The sequence below is a fragment of the Amycolatopsis sp. NPDC003861 genome (genome assembly GCF_053605405.1).
In genome coordinates, this window is the sequence record NZ_JBSGJD010000277.1 from 1 (window position 1) to 12,177 (window position 12,177).

Annotated in this window: 17 protein-coding genes; 10 read left to right on the forward strand and 7 right to left on the reverse strand. The window is 71.1% G+C overall.

Translation table 11 applies throughout. From position 1 onward, the window contains the following. Positions 1-429 precede the first annotated feature (429 nt). Positions 430-1,017, forward strand: coding sequence for a TetR/AcrR family transcriptional regulator (locus ACWEVN_RS41100; protein ID WP_452054894.1), 588 nt, complete (start codon positions 430-432; stop codon positions 1,015-1,017). 79 nt (positions 1,018-1,096) lie between these two features. Then, entirely contained in the window at positions 1,097-1,645 is a 549-nt protein-coding gene (locus ACWEVN_RS41105) for a permease (RefSeq protein WP_452054895.1), read from the forward strand. A 4-nt stretch (positions 1,646-1,649) separates the two neighbouring features. On the opposite strand, the gene ACWEVN_RS41110 is transcribed toward ACWEVN_RS41105, so the two are convergent. Together ACWEVN_RS41110 and ACWEVN_RS41115 are read right to left on the reverse strand one after the other, a co-directional pair. After that, positions 1,650-1,946: an SH3 domain-containing protein gene (locus ACWEVN_RS41110; RefSeq protein WP_310967484.1), complete on the reverse strand. Its 297-nt coding sequence runs from the start codon at positions 1,944-1,946 to the stop codon at positions 1,650-1,652. 172 nt (positions 1,947-2,118) lie between these two features. Further along, the gene (locus ACWEVN_RS41115) at positions 2,119-3,342 is read right to left on the reverse strand and encodes an NADP-dependent isocitrate dehydrogenase (protein WP_310967486.1); all 1,224 of its coding nucleotides are present in this window, start codon (positions 3,340-3,342) and stop codon (positions 2,119-2,121) included. A gap of 246 nt (positions 3,343-3,588) precedes the next feature. Between ACWEVN_RS41115 and ACWEVN_RS41120 the strand changes: the two genes are divergently transcribed. The 3 genes from ACWEVN_RS41120 to ACWEVN_RS41130 are packed head-to-tail and all read left to right on the forward strand — an operon-like array spanning position 3,589 to position 5,137. Beyond that, positions 3,589-4,110 carry a hypothetical protein gene (locus ACWEVN_RS41120; RefSeq protein ID WP_310967487.1) on the forward strand — a complete coding sequence of 174 codons (522 nt, stop codon included), beginning with the start codon at positions 3,589-3,591 and terminating at the stop codon, positions 4,108-4,110. A gap of 25 nt (positions 4,111-4,135) precedes the next feature. After that, entirely contained in the window at positions 4,136-4,516 is a 381-nt protein-coding gene (locus ACWEVN_RS41125; protein WP_452054896.1) for a DUF2203 domain-containing protein, read from the forward strand. Between the two features lie 9 nt (positions 4,517-4,525). Continuing rightward, on the forward strand, positions 4,526-5,137 hold the full coding sequence (locus ACWEVN_RS41130; protein WP_452054897.1) for a class I SAM-dependent methyltransferase: 612 nt from the start codon (positions 4,526-4,528) through the stop codon (positions 5,135-5,137). A 1-nt stretch (position 5,138) separates the two neighbouring features. Here ACWEVN_RS41130 and ACWEVN_RS41135 read toward each other — a convergent pair whose 3' ends face one another. Together ACWEVN_RS41135 and ACWEVN_RS41140 are read right to left on the reverse strand one after the other, a co-directional pair. Continuing rightward, positions 5,139-5,645 (reverse strand): hypothetical protein, encoded by a 507-nt coding sequence (locus ACWEVN_RS41135; RefSeq protein ID WP_452054898.1) that lies wholly within the window; start codon positions 5,643-5,645, stop codon positions 5,139-5,141. 84 nt (positions 5,646-5,729) lie between these two features. Continuing rightward, on the reverse strand, positions 5,730-6,143 hold the full coding sequence (locus tag ACWEVN_RS41140) for a DUF2000 family protein (RefSeq protein WP_452054899.1): 414 nt from the start codon (positions 6,141-6,143) through the stop codon (positions 5,730-5,732). 50 nt (positions 6,144-6,193) lie between these two features. Here ACWEVN_RS41140 and ACWEVN_RS41145 point away from each other — a divergent pair, with 50 nt between their 5' ends. Together ACWEVN_RS41145 and ACWEVN_RS41150 are read left to right on the forward strand one after the other, a co-directional pair. Beyond that, entirely contained in the window at positions 6,194-6,970 is a 777-nt protein-coding gene (locus tag ACWEVN_RS41145; protein ID WP_449685097.1) for an AraC family transcriptional regulator, read from the forward strand. Between the two features lie 101 nt (positions 6,971-7,071). Beyond that, positions 7,072-7,653, forward strand: a complete 582-nt coding sequence (locus ACWEVN_RS41150) for an HhH-GPD-type base excision DNA repair protein (protein WP_449685098.1) — start codon at positions 7,072-7,074, stop codon at positions 7,651-7,653. Here the strand turns inward: ACWEVN_RS41150 and ACWEVN_RS41155 are convergent. Beyond that, on the reverse strand, positions 7,650-8,210 hold the full coding sequence (locus tag ACWEVN_RS41155; RefSeq protein WP_452054900.1) for a hypothetical protein: 561 nt from the start codon (positions 8,208-8,210) through the stop codon (positions 7,650-7,652). The two genes, ACWEVN_RS41150 and ACWEVN_RS41155, sit on opposite strands and share 4 nt — an antisense overlap. Continuing rightward, complete coding sequence (locus tag ACWEVN_RS41160; RefSeq protein ID WP_452054901.1) at positions 8,207-8,542, reverse strand: hypothetical protein; 336 nt, start codon at positions 8,540-8,542, stop codon at positions 8,207-8,209. Before ACWEVN_RS41160 ends, ACWEVN_RS41155 begins: the two co-directional genes overlap by 4 nt. Before the next feature lie 348 nt (positions 8,543-8,890). On the opposite strand from ACWEVN_RS41160, the gene ACWEVN_RS41165 reads away from it, so the two are divergent. Then, positions 8,891-9,079, forward strand: coding sequence for a DUF1918 domain-containing protein (locus tag ACWEVN_RS41165; protein WP_191312265.1), 189 nt, complete (start codon positions 8,891-8,893; stop codon positions 9,077-9,079). On the opposite strand, the gene ACWEVN_RS41170 is transcribed toward ACWEVN_RS41165, so the two are convergent. Beyond that, positions 9,076-10,251, reverse strand: a complete 1,176-nt coding sequence (locus tag ACWEVN_RS41170) for an MFS transporter (protein WP_452054902.1) — start codon at positions 10,249-10,251, stop codon at positions 9,076-9,078. The two genes, ACWEVN_RS41165 and ACWEVN_RS41170, sit on opposite strands and share 4 nt — an antisense overlap. A gap of 109 nt (positions 10,252-10,360) precedes the next feature. On the opposite strand from ACWEVN_RS41170, the gene ACWEVN_RS41175 reads away from it, so the two are divergent. Both ACWEVN_RS41175 and ACWEVN_RS41180 read left to right on the forward strand, forming a co-directional pair. Continuing rightward, positions 10,361-10,684, forward strand: coding sequence for an ArsR/SmtB family transcription factor (locus ACWEVN_RS41175; protein WP_449685104.1), 324 nt, complete (start codon positions 10,361-10,363; stop codon positions 10,682-10,684). A gap of 184 nt (positions 10,685-10,868) precedes the next feature. Further along, positions 10,869-12,053, forward strand: a complete 1,185-nt coding sequence (locus tag ACWEVN_RS41180) for an MFS transporter (RefSeq protein WP_452054903.1) — start codon at positions 10,869-10,871, stop codon at positions 12,051-12,053. Positions 12,054-12,177 lie beyond the last annotated feature (124 nt).

Sequence of the window (12,177 nt, forward strand, 5' to 3'; positions counted from 1 at the left end):
GCTCGGCCACCCCGGAGGCGGCCCGCGAGGCGATCGCCGCGCACTTGGCGGGGTTGATCGCGGACCTGCTGGGCCCCGGCACCCCGGCACCCCGGCACCCCGGCACCGACGATCGTCCCTCGTGCTCTGACCCCCGTCTGAGCACGTCCCCAAGGCTCGATCCCAAGGCTCGATCCCCCGCACCGCTCGGGCGCCCGGCCCGCGAGACTCCCCCTGGAGACCCCGCGGACACCCGGCCCAATCTGGCCCAACCCAAGCCGCGATTCAGTTGTCGCCCGCCCCCGGACGTTCCCTCCTTCCCAGCGGCCCCCAACGGCCGCCACCTGCGGTTTTCGACGTGATCAGTTCTAGCACCCACCACCGACAAAAACCGGGCCTTGACCGCCGAAGCTACGGACATTAGCTTTAAAGCTATGCCAAGTAGCCACCATGTCGCCTAGAGCCGGGCTGACCACCGATGCCGTGGTCGAGCTGGCGATCGCCCTCGTCGATGAAGCCGGGCCCGGCGAGCTCACCCTCGCCAAGGTCGCCGAACGCGCCGGGGTTGCCGCGCCTTCCCTCTACAAGCACGTCAAGAACCTCGCGGACCTTCGGCGGCTCATCGACCTCCGGGTCGTCAAAGAAATGGCCGACACCCTCAAGAACGCCGCCACCGGGCGTGAGGGCGGGGATGCCGTTGCCGCCCTTGCCGACGCCTACCGGCACTACCTGCAAGCCCACCCGCACCGCACCCACGCCCTGACCGCCGCCCCCGATCAAGGGGATGTCGAACTCAGCCGCGCCACCCATGCCGTGGCCGAAGTCGTCTTCGCCGTCCTGCGGCCCTTCGGCTTCGACCACGCCCGATCCGTCCACGCCACGCGGTGCATCCGCGCCGCCGTTCACGGCTTCGCAAGCCTCGAAGCCTCCGGTGGCTTCGGGCGCCCCGAAGACGTCGGCGAGAGCTTCGAAGTGCTCAAGAAAATGCTGGTCCAGGGCCTCACCGACTACGCGACGAACCACCCGGAGAAACGATGACCTTCCTCCTCGCCGTCCTCCTCTTCACCGTCGGGCTCGGCGTGCTCGACACGCGCTTCCCCTGGGCGGAGGCCCGCCGATGATCGCCGGGCACTTCGGGCTGGCCGCCGCCGTCAAGGCGGGCCGTCCGGCCATTCCCGTGTGGACGCTCATGCTCGCCACCGCCTGGCTCGACGTCGTCTTCGTGCCGCTCTACCTGAGCGGTGTCGAGACGATCGACGGCGAAGGCTACGGCGGCGGCGTCATCCACGCCGACTACACGCACTCGCTCGTCGGCGCACTGGTGCTCGCCGCGCTCTTCGGCGCCGTCGCCGCCAACTGGCTCGGCCGCGAAGCCGGGCTCGTGCTCGGCGGGGTCGTCTTCTCGCACTGGCTGCTCGACCTCGTCGTGCACCGCGCCGACCTGCCGATCCTGCCCGGCAACGCCGGCGATCTGCCCGTCTTCGGCTTCGGGCTCTGGCGGCTGCCCGCCGTCTCGGCCGTCGTCGAACTGCTGATGCTGGCGATCGGGATCGGCCTCTACTGGCGCGCCGCCGCGAAACGGGACCTGAAACGCGCGCGGACGCTCGGCCTCTCGGCCGCGGCCTTCGGTGTCGTCACGCTCGCGGCCGACCTGATCGGCCTCTGAAACCTCAGCAGGCGGAGCCGGCGACGGGCTGGGTGAACTCGGCGGCCACCCACTTGTTGTCGGCCACCTTCCGGAAGCCGGCCTGCACACCCGGCAAGACGTCGAACTGGGCGTCACGCAGGTACTTGCCGACGACCTTGGCGTTGCCGTCGGCCGCTTCGCGGGCGTTGAGGACGTCCGCGGTCACCGTCACCTTGCAGCCGGTGGCCGACGCTCCCGACGCCTGCTTGCCCGACGAGTTCACGTACACGATGACGATCAGGACGAGCGCGCCCAAGATGAGCAGAGTCTTCTTCGACATGCCTTCCTCCAACCCGCGAACCCGTCCCCACGCCAAGGGTAGGCAATCCTTTACCCCGACGGCAGCGCCGGACGACGCAACCACCCGGAGGCGCCAGCGACGTCACCGCGTGTGATCAAAGCGAAAGGCCCCCTCCCCGGCGAACCGGGGAGGGGGCCTTCAAGGCACGAACTCAGCCCTGGGCGATCTTCTTCGCCAGGTTGTCGTCCAGCGTCGCGAGGAACTCCTCGGTCGTCTGCCACGGCTGGTCCTTGCTGATGAGCAGCGCGAGGTCCTTCGTCATCTGGCCGCTCTCGACGGTCTCGACGACGACCTGCTCGAGCTTGTTCGCGAAGCCGATCAGCTCCTGGTTGCCGTCCAGCTTGCCGCGGTGCTCGAGGCCGCGGGTCCAGGCGTAGATCGACGCGATCGGGTTGGTCGACGTCGGCTTGCCCTGCTGGTGCTGGCGGTAGTGCCGGGTGACCGTGCCGTGCGCGGCCTCGGCCTCGACGGTCCGGCCGTCCGGCGTGCGCAGCACCGACGTCATCAGGCCGAGCGAGCCGAAGCCCTGCGCGACCGTGTCGGACTGGACGTCACCGTCGTAGTTCTTGCACGCCCAGACGTAGCCGCCCTCCCACTTCATCGCCGCGGCGACCATGTCGTCGATCAGGCGGTGCTCGTAGGAGATGCCCTTGCTGTCGAAGTCGGCCTTGAACTCGGCGTCGAAGATTTCCTGGAACACGTCCTTGAACATGCCGTCGTAGGCCTTGAGGATCGTGTTCTTGGTCGACATGTAGACCGGCAGGCCGCGGTCGAGGCCGTACTGCAGCGACGCGCGCGCGAAGTCCTCGATCGACTTGCGGTAGTTGTACATCCCCATGGCGACGCCGCCGCCCTCGGGGAACTTCGCGACCTGGAACTCCATCGGCTCCGACCCGTCCTCCGGGGTGAAGCTGATGGTCAGCGTGCCGGGGCCGGGGACCTTGAAGTTGGTCGCCTTGTACTGGTCGCCGTGGGCGTGACGGCCGATGATGATCGGCTTCGTCCACGTCGGCACCAGCCGCGGGATGTTCTGGATGACGATCGGCTCGCGGAAGATCACGCCGCCGAGGATGTTGCGGATCGTCCCGTTCGGGGACAGCCACATCTTCTTGAGGCCGAACTCCTCGACGCGCGCCTCGTCCGGGGTGATCGTCGCGCACTTGACGCCGACGCCGTGCTTCTTGATGGCGTTCGCGGAGTCGATGGTGACCTGGTCGTCGGTGCGGTCCCGCTCCTCGATGCCCAGATCGTAGTAGTCCAGGTTCACGTCCAGGTACGGGTGGATCAGCTTGTCCTTGATGAACTGCCAGATGATGCGGGTCATCTCATCGCCGTCGAGTTCGACGACGGTGCCCTGGACCTTGATCTTGGCCATGAGCAGCGGTGCTCCTTCCGCGGATCTTCGCGTTCTTCGATACGTCTCGCCGGTAGCGGTACAAGCGTACTGCTTGACGCACCTGGATGGTTCAAGTAGTGGTCGGCATCAAGTCTCCACCCGCGCTTTGTGGCACGGATCACCGGGCACGGCCCGATCCGACCGCTCGCCGAGCGACCGTCGCTTTTCGGGCGTGAACCAGGGCACGATGCCACCCGTGAATTCTTGATGCGGGAGGTGACGGCCATGTCGACCCATCGGTACGCCGGCTACGAAGACGACTACGAGAACGACTACCAGGATTCCGGTGAGCCCGGTGACGTGCTCGACGAGCGGCCGCGCCGCGGAGCCGCGCACGTCGTCAGCGCGCTCGGCGGGCTCGTGCTGACGCCGGTCGCGCTCGGCCTGCTGAGCTGGGGCGGCCTGCGCCAGCAGCAGCTGATCCAGGCCACGCTGAGCACCAACCGCGACGCCCTCGGCATCGCGCTGCTGGCCGGCGGGGCGATCCTGCTGCTGGTCGTCGCCGCGCTCGGCGCCCTGTCGGCGGTCGGCCCGATCCTCGGCGGCCTGATCTACGGCGTGCTGCCCGGCGTCGCCGCGATGGCCATGCCCGAATGGGGGTTCCGGCTGGTCAACCTGATGCCGAAGAGCGACATCGCCTACGGCGTCATGGACTTCCTCTTCATCGGCGGCCTGCTCGGCGTCGGCTTCCTGCTGGTCGGCAGCGGACTGGCCAACGCTCTGGTCCGGCGGCGGCGCGAGGGCTGACCCAGGCCGGTGGCATCATCGGCGGATGGGACTGTTCACCGTCGCCGAGGCCCGCGCCGAACTGGCGCGCCTGCGGCCGGTCCTCGACGAACTCGTGCGCGTCCGCGCCGACGCCGCCGAGCTCGCGGCGTCGCTGCGACCGGGCGGCCGGGCCACCGAGCTGGGCGGCCTGCCCGAGTGGAAGGCCGCGCAGGCCCGCCTCGACGACCTGATGACGACGGTCCAGCGCACCGGCGCCGAGCTCAAGGGGTTCGCGCCGCTGCTGGTCGACTTCCCGGCGGAGCTGGACGGCACCGACGTGCTCCTGTGCTGGCTGGAAGGTGACCGCGACCTGGCCTGGTACCACCGCGCCGACCTCGGGTTCGCCGGGCGTCGCCGCCTGAAAACCGCTGGTGAGCCCGGCTAGGTTGGGTTCGTGAGCGACGAATCCCGGGCCGCGTTCTTCGACGGCACAGCCGAGCACTACGACGACGACACGTTCCACGCCTCGGTGGCCGCCGCGCTGGTCGAGCCGCTGCCGTCCGGCCCGGAACTCGTGCTGGACGTCGCCACGGGAACCGGCTTCGCGGCCTATGCGGCGTTGCAGCTGAAGCCGGCGCGCGTGCTGGCTGTCGACCTGTCGCCGGCCATGGTCGCGCGGGCCGAGGCGAAGGCCGCCGCGCAGGATCCGTCCGGCGTCATCACGTGGCAGGTCGCGCCGGCGGTGCCGATGCCGGCGCCCGACGGTTCGGCCGACGTGGTGCTGTGCGCGTCCTCGCTGCACTTCCTGGGCGCGGTGGCGTTCGCGGACTGGCTGCGCGTGCTGAAGCCGGGCGGGCGGCTGGCTTTCTCGGTGGTGTCCGGAGCGCGGTTCAAGCCGTCCGGGCCGTTCGCCGAGTTCGTGCCGAAGGACCTGGCGTTCCCGCTCGACGAGGCCGGGGCCGCCGCGCTGGCCCACGGCTTCGTCGATGTGTCGGCGAAGACCTTCACCGCCGACGACGGCGAGCGCGTCCGAAGCGTCTTCGTGGTGCACGCGACGGCCCCGTGACTCAGGCGCGGAAGTGGACCTCGCCGCGGGTGGCGGGGCCGTCCGGGCTGCCGCAGTGCTGGACGAACGTCAGGTCGACGTCGGTCGACCAGCCGTCCTCGGCCGGTTCCAGCCGGTCGATCGTGAAGTCGGCGTACGCCTCACTGCACACGTTGCCGTGGGTGTAGACGAAGATCCCCGGGGTGGTCAGCTCCTGGTCACTCTGCCAGCGGAACCGCGCGCCGGTGTACGTGCCGGTGTGCAGGGTCTCCCCCGTCGGCGCGCTCAGCTCGACGCGCAGGTCCTTCAGTCCCGACTGGACGTCGATCTTCAGGACGCCGTTGTACTCCCAGACGGCGATCTCGTCGCCCGGAGCCGCGTAGTGGGCGCTGCCCTCCAGCGGCCAGGCACCGTCTTCCGAGGTGTAGTCGACCGTCTGCAGCGGGTCCGCCGAGGCGACCGGCACGAGGGCCAGGCCCAGCCCGGCCGCCGCCGTCAGGACCACGCACGCACGACGAAGTGAAGTCACGGAACCTCCCCATCCCGAGCCGCCCTCCGCGGCACTGCCGATCATGCTGGCAGCTCACCCTCCCGGGGGACAGGGGGTTTCTCCTCAACGGTGCAGCGACGCGCCCTTGAGGATCTTGTCGACGGCGTTCTTCGGCCCGTGCACCGCCATTCCGGCCAGCGCCAGCTTCTCCCCCGGCACCTCGCGGACCGCCGCGCGGTTGTCGGCGTCGTTGCCCGTGTGGAACAGCTCGTCGGTGAAGATCGAGAACCGGAGGCCGCGGCCCAGCGCGCGGGCGTGGGCCGCCGTGAGGACGGCCGCCGTCCCGGAGAAGACCAGCACCGGCTGGCCGAACATCGGTAGGTACCCGGTGCCGTCGGCGTCGGCGTACGGCTCGCCCATCAGCTCGGGCGTCACGTGGGCGATGCCGCTCACCAGGAACGCCGTGACGTTCAGCCGCTGCCAGGACGCCAGGTCGTCGCGGAGCAGGACGGCGATCTTCGTGTCGAAGGAACTCATGCCGGTCACGATCGCCCGGGCGCGACGGCCGCGTCTTGTACGTTCTTGACATGGCGGACGTCGCGGCTTGGCGGCCGGCGGTCCCGGGGATCGCCGAGGTCTTCCACGCGCGCTTCACCACGCACGCCTACCCGCTGCACACGCACGACACGTGGACGCTGCTGATCGTCGACGACGGCGTCATCCGCTACGACCTCGACCGCCACCACCACGGCGCGCTCGGCCCGGCCGTGACGCTGCTGCCGCCGAACGTCGCCCACGACGGCCGCGCCGCGACCAGCCACGGCTTCCGCAAGCGGGTGCTCTACCTGGACACGCCGGTGCTCGGCGAAGACCTGATCGGCGCCGCGGTCGACCGGCCGAGCCTCGCCGACGGCCTCTTGCGCACCCGCATCCACCAGCTCCACGAGTCCCTCGCCGAGCCCGGCGACGCGCTGGAGGCCGAGAGCCGGCTGGTGCTGGTCGCCGACCGCCTGCGCACCCACCTGGGCAAGCCGGCGTCGCACGAGCCGAAGCGCGGCCTGGCCGACGACCTCCGGGACCTCCTGGACGCGCGCCTGCCGGAAGCGCTGACGCTGGCCGAAGCGGGCGAGACGCTCAGCGCGCACCCGGCGTACCTCGTCCGCTGCTTCGGGGCGCGGTTCGGCCTGCCGCCGCACCGGTACCTGACCGGCCGCCGGGTGGACCGGGCCCGCCGCCTGCTGCTCGACGGCACCCCGGCCGCGGAAGTCGCGACGGCGGCCGGGTTCACCGACCAGGCCCACCTGACCCGGCACTTCAAGCGGTACCTGGGCACGACGCCGTCGCGCTACGCGAAAACCCGGTGACGACGCCGTTCCGATCTCACCGGACATGATGTGGCGCGCGATCACGGTCGCGCTGGTCGTCGCGCACCTGCCGGAGCGGGAGACTGTGTCAAGATGACAGCATGCTGCGCGAACTGCACCTGACCGGTGACCCGGCGGCCGACAAGCTGCTGAACGACGACCCGTTCGCCCTGCTCGTCGGCATGCTGCTGGACCAGCAGTTTCCGATGGAGCACGCCTTCATGGGCCCGCGGAAGATCGAGAACCGGATGGACGGGTTCTCGCTGGCGAAGATCGCCGCGACCGAGGTCGATGAGTTCGTCGAGCTCTGCGTGGTGCCGCCGGCCATCCACCGGTACGGCGGCTCGATGGCCCGCCGCGTCCACGCGCTCGCCCAGCACATCATCGAAACCTACGACGGCCGCACCGAAGGCATCTGGCTCGACGGCCGCCCGAAGCCGGACGGTCCCGAGGTCCTCAAGCGGCTGAAGGCCCTGCCCGGGTTCGGGGAGCAGAAGGCCAAGATCTTCCTGGCCCTGCTGGGAAAGCAGCGCGGCATCCAGCCGAAGGGCTGGCGCGAGGCAGCCGGCGCGTACGGCGACCGCGGCTCGCGCCGGTCGATCGCCGACGTCACGAGCGCCGAAACCCTCGCCGAGGTGCGCGCGTTCAAGAAGGCCGCCAAGGCCGCCGCGAAGGCCGGCTAACGCACTAGGACGCGCAGGGGTCCGAGCGCCGAAGCGCCGTGGTCCAGCGCGATCCGCAGCGCGTCGCCGTGTTCGTAGCCGACCACGGGGAGCCCCGGGAACGCGGCCGCCACCGCCGCCACCGCGCCGGGCCACGCCGAGGGTGGGCCCGCGAAGTTGGACAGCCCCACCACCTCCTCGCCGCGGTGGGCGACGACCCGCGCCGGGCCGCGGGACAGCACCGCCACCGAGGCGACGACCGGGAAGCCGTGCTCGGTCAGCCGCCGCCAGCCCGGCTCGGGGACGCCCGGCCCGCACGCGATCCACGTGGCTTCGAACAGCACCGAAAACCCGGGCAGCGCCAAGGTCGCGAAGCTGTCCTTGACCGAACACCCCGCCGAGCCGTCGACGAACGGGAGGATGTCGGCGGCGGTGGCGTCCGGGGTCAGCGTCACCGCGTCCGGGTAGTACTCCGGTGCGCGGGACGGCGAAGTCCACGCCCGCAGGCCGAACTCCCCGCCGCACACCAGATCGCACCAGGCGGCGTTCTCCGCGACCGTCCACTTCAGACTCGTCACAGCAGGCCGGCCAGCTTGTACAGCACGAGGCTCCCGGCCACCGCGACGTTCAGGCTGGCACCGGTGCCGACCATCGGGATCTCCACGACGCTGTGACAACCGGGGCTCCGCCCCGGGCCGGGGGCTTCGCCACCCGGACCCCCGAAAGCGCTGTCGAGCAGGTCGAGAGCCTCCGAAGGGATGCCGGTCTGCTCATGACCGAGCACGGCGATCGTGCGGCCGCGGGCGGCGGGCAGGTCGGCCAGCCGGACGGCTTCCTCGGCCAGCTCGACGCCGACCACCTTCGTGCCCGCCGCGCGTTCGCGGGCCAGCCAGGCCGGTGGGTCGTGCACCCAGTGCACGCAGGCCGGACGCCGCAACGTGTTCCCCCTCCGCAACGCTTCGGGCACCCACGGGAACCGCGGCACGGCGAGGCACGCGCCGACGGCGTCGCAGGTGCGTGCCGAGGTTGGCGCCGTGCAACGGCCACAGCGGGGCGGCCACCAGGTGCCCCCAACAGGAATGTGCCTTGCTCCGCCGGGACTTCCGCAGCTCTCGGGGCGTGCGGACCCGGACCGAAGGGCTCACCGGCGCCGAGGCGCGGCGCCTCCGGATTCACTGATCATGCCGGGGATTCTAACCCGTTCGCCGGGTCCACGGGACGGATTTCCGCTCCTACCCTGGACCCGGAGGTGAAGCCCATGCACGCAGGAGTAGGCGACGAAATCCAGGTGCACGGCCGGACCGTCGGAGCGGCCGAGCAGCGCGGCGAGATCCTCGAAGTCCGGGGCCCCGACGGCGCACCGCCCTATCTGGTGCGGTTCGCCGACGGGCACGAAGGGCTCGTGTACCCCGGCCCCGACTGCGAGGTCCAGGCGCACGCCGACTAGACGGCGACCGGTTCCCGGGGCTCGCGGACCCGCCCCCACGTCCAGCCCACCAGCAGCAGGGCGACGAGGGTCAGCGCGGCCGCGACCTCGGGCAGCAGCCGCGGGCCGCCCGAGGCGAGCACCGCTCCCCCGACCACGCCGGACAGGCCGACGCCGAGGTAGATCGCGGACGCGTTGAGCGAGAGCACCAGCCCGGCGTGCCCCGGCGACAGCTCGATCAGGCGGTGCTGCACCGGCGGGTTGAACGACCACGTCGCCAGCCCCCAGACGAACAGCGAGATGCCGGCCGCGACCGGGGTCACCGTCGTCAGCGGCAGCAACGCCATCACCGCGGTGACGGCCACGGTGACCACGAGCAGCGGCGCCCGCGAGCCCCAGCGGTCGACCGCCCGGCCGCCCGCGAAGTTGCCGATCGCGCCGCCGACGCCGTAGCAGAACAGCAGGATCGTCACCGTCGTGCCGTGCACGCCCGCCGTAGCGGCCAGCAGCGGTGACACGAACGTGTAGACCATGAAGGCGGCGAGGCAGGCGAGCACCGTCGTGGCCAGCATGACGAGCACCCGCGGGTCGCGGCCGGCGGCGAACCGCTCGGCCAGGCCCACCCGCGGGGGCGCGGCGACCGTGGGCAGCGCGAGCCGTATGGCCAACGCGCTGACCAGCGAGAACGCGGCGACCAGCGCGAAGGCCGTCCGGTAGCCGAGGTGCTGGGAAATGAGGCTGCCGAGCGGGACGCCGAAGATGAGCGCGACGGTCAGGCCGCCGAACACGAGCGCGACGGCGCGGCCCCGGCGTTCCGGCGCGGTCAGCTCGGCCGCCACCGCGCTCGCCGCCGGCGTGAACACCGCGGCGCCGACCGCGGTCACCACCCGGGCGACCAGGAGGGAGCCGTAGCCGGGCGCGAGCGCGGCGAACAGGTTGCCGGCGCCGGTGACGGCGAGCGCGGCGACCAGGAGCGTCCGGCGCTCCCAGGTGCCGGTGGCCGCGGCGAACAACGGCGAGCCGACCGCGTACGCGATGGCGAAAGCGGTCACGAGCTGCGCCGCGGCCGTGGCCGAGACGTGCAGCTCGCCGGTCAGCGCGGGCAGCAGCCCGGCGACGATGTAACCGCTGGTCCCGACGCCGAAGGCGCCGAAGGCGAGGACCGAGATCCTCGGCTGGGCAGGTGCGGACATGGGCTGGGCCCCCAAGCGAAGCAGGGATAAGTTCGATGAACGTCGTAGTTCGACAGTCACCGTACTACGACTCGTCCCCGAATTTCGACCGGCGTCGTACCATGGACCCATGGCCAAGACCGACACCCTGCCCCCGATCGCCCACCCGGCCCGGGAGGAGATCACCGTCGAAGGGGTGCTGCGCGCCCTCGCCGACCCGGTGCGGCTGGCCATCGTCCGGCAGCTGGCGGCCACCGAGCACGAAGTCGCCTGCGGGGCGCTGACCGTGCCGGTGACGAAGTCCACAATCACCCACCACCTGAGCATCCTGCGCCAGGCCGGGGTGGTGGCGGGCCGCCAGGAAGGCACCACGCGGTTCAACTCGTTGCGGCGCAACGATCTCGACGCCCTGTTCCCCGGCCTGCTGACCGGCGTGCTGGCCGCTCCGCGCTGATCACGGCGTTACGGTGTGGATCGTCACCCGATATCGGGATGACAACGGACCCCCTCGCTTGTTGGACTGGGCGTAGGCAGCTCACGGCGCTGGGGCCGATCGGCTGTCTTTCTTTTTGCCCGCCTACTGAACCGATCCAGAAAACTAGGCTCAGTAATCGTTTACCCACTTTGGAAGGAGTGCCGTGCCCGTCGCGCTGCTCGCGCTCGCCATCGGAGCTTTCGGCATCGGGACCACCGAGTTCGTCATGATGGGCGTGCTGCCCCAGGCGGCCGCCGACTTCGGCGTCGACATCCCGGCCGCCGGCCACCTCATCTCCGCCTACGCCCTCGGCGTCGTCGTCGGCGCCCCCCTGCTCACCGCGGTCGCCGTCCGGCTGCCGCGCAAGACCATGCTGCTGGCCATGATGGGCCTGTTCACGCTGGGCAACGCCCTCTTCGCGCTCTCGCCGAACCAGGAGTTCGGCGTCGCGTTCCGGTTCCTGGCCGGCCTGCCCCACGGCGCGTTCTTCGGCGCCGGCGCGGTCGTCGCCTCCAGCCTCGTCGGCCAGGGCGAGCGCGCCAAGGCCGTGTCGCTGATGTTCCTGGGCCTGACCCTGGCGAACGTCATCGGCGTGCCGCTGGGCACGCTGCTCGGCCAGCAGGTCGGCTGGCGCGCCACCTTCGGCGTCGTCGCGGTGATCGGCCTGATCGCCATCGCGGCCATCGCGAAGCTCGTCCCGCACCAGGGCAAGCCCGCGGCCGAGGCCTCGCTGCGGAACGAACTCGGCGCGTTCAAGCGGCCGCAGGTGCACCTGGCGCTGGCGATCGTCACGTTCGGCCTCGGCGGCGTGTTCGCGTGCCTGTCCTACATCACGCCGATGCTGACCGACGTCGCCGGCTACTCGCCGTCGAACGTCACCCTGCTGCTGTCCCTGGCCGGCGTCGGCATGACGATCGGCAACCTGCTCGGCGGCCGGCTGGCCGACCGGGCGCTGATGCCGAGCCTGTACATCGCGCTGCTGGCGCTGGCGTCCGTGCTGGGCATCTTCACGATCACCGCACAGGGCAAGATCGGCGCGGCGATCACGATCTTCTTCGTCGGCGTCGCCGGGTTCATGATCGGCCCGATGATGCAGGCGCGGATCATGGAGAAGGCGGGCGGCACACCGTCCCTGGTGTCGGCCGCCGTCCAGTCCGCGTTCAACATCGCCAACTCGATCGGGGCCTACCTCGGCGGGCTGGTGATCGCGGGCGGGCTCGGCCTGGTCGCCCCGAACTGGGTCGGCGCGCTGCTCGCGGTGTTCGGGCTGACGCTGGCCGTCGTCTCGGGCACCTTGGACCGCCGCGAAGCCCGCGCCGAACGGCGGGAACTCGCCCTGGCGTCCTGACCCTGCCGCAGCTGTCGTGAGTGGTAAGGCGGGTTCTAACCCGCCTTACCACTCACGACACCCGCCGGGCGCCCGGGGTCGGCAGCGGGACGGTAAGCACCGCCGCCGCCCGGGCCGCGTCCGA

Bases quoted from the DNA above. Each gene is read 5' to 3' on its own strand.
- ACWEVN_RS41150 (WP_449685098.1), top strand. From the start codon at position 7,072: ATGCTGCGCGAACTGCACCTGACCGGTGACCCGGCGGCCGACAAGCTG.
- ACWEVN_RS41145 (WP_449685097.1), top strand. From the start codon at position 6,194: ATGGCGGACGTCGCGGCTTGGCGGCCGGCGGTCCCGGGGATCGCCGAG.
- ACWEVN_RS41170 (WP_452054902.1), bottom strand. From the start codon at position 10,251: ATGTCCGCACCTGCCCAGCCGAGGATCTCGGTCCTCGCCTTCGGCGCC.
- ACWEVN_RS41140 (WP_452054899.1), bottom strand. From the start codon at position 6,143: ATGAGTTCCTTCGACACGAAGATCGCCGTCCTGCTCCGCGACGACCTG.
- ACWEVN_RS41165 (WP_191312265.1), top strand. From the start codon at position 8,891: ATGCACGCAGGAGTAGGCGACGAAATCCAGGTGCACGGCCGGACCGTC.
- ACWEVN_RS41100 (WP_452054894.1), top strand. From the start codon at position 430: ATGTCGCCTAGAGCCGGGCTGACCACCGATGCCGTGGTCGAGCTGGCG.
- ACWEVN_RS41120 (WP_310967487.1), top strand. From the start codon at position 3,589: ATGTCGACCCATCGGTACGCCGGCTACGAAGACGACTACGAGAACGAC.
- ACWEVN_RS41175 (WP_449685104.1), top strand. From the start codon at position 10,361: ATGGCCAAGACCGACACCCTGCCCCCGATCGCCCACCCGGCCCGGGAG.
- ACWEVN_RS41125 (WP_452054896.1), top strand. From the start codon at position 4,136: ATGGGACTGTTCACCGTCGCCGAGGCCCGCGCCGAACTGGCGCGCCTG.
- ACWEVN_RS41105 (WP_452054895.1), top strand. From the start codon at position 1,097: ATGATCGCCGGGCACTTCGGGCTGGCCGCCGCCGTCAAGGCGGGCCGT.
- ACWEVN_RS41115 (WP_310967486.1), bottom strand. From the start codon at position 3,342: ATGGCCAAGATCAAGGTCCAGGGCACCGTCGTCGAACTCGACGGCGAT.
- ACWEVN_RS41110 (WP_310967484.1), bottom strand. From the start codon at position 1,946: ATGTCGAAGAAGACTCTGCTCATCTTGGGCGCGCTCGTCCTGATCGTC.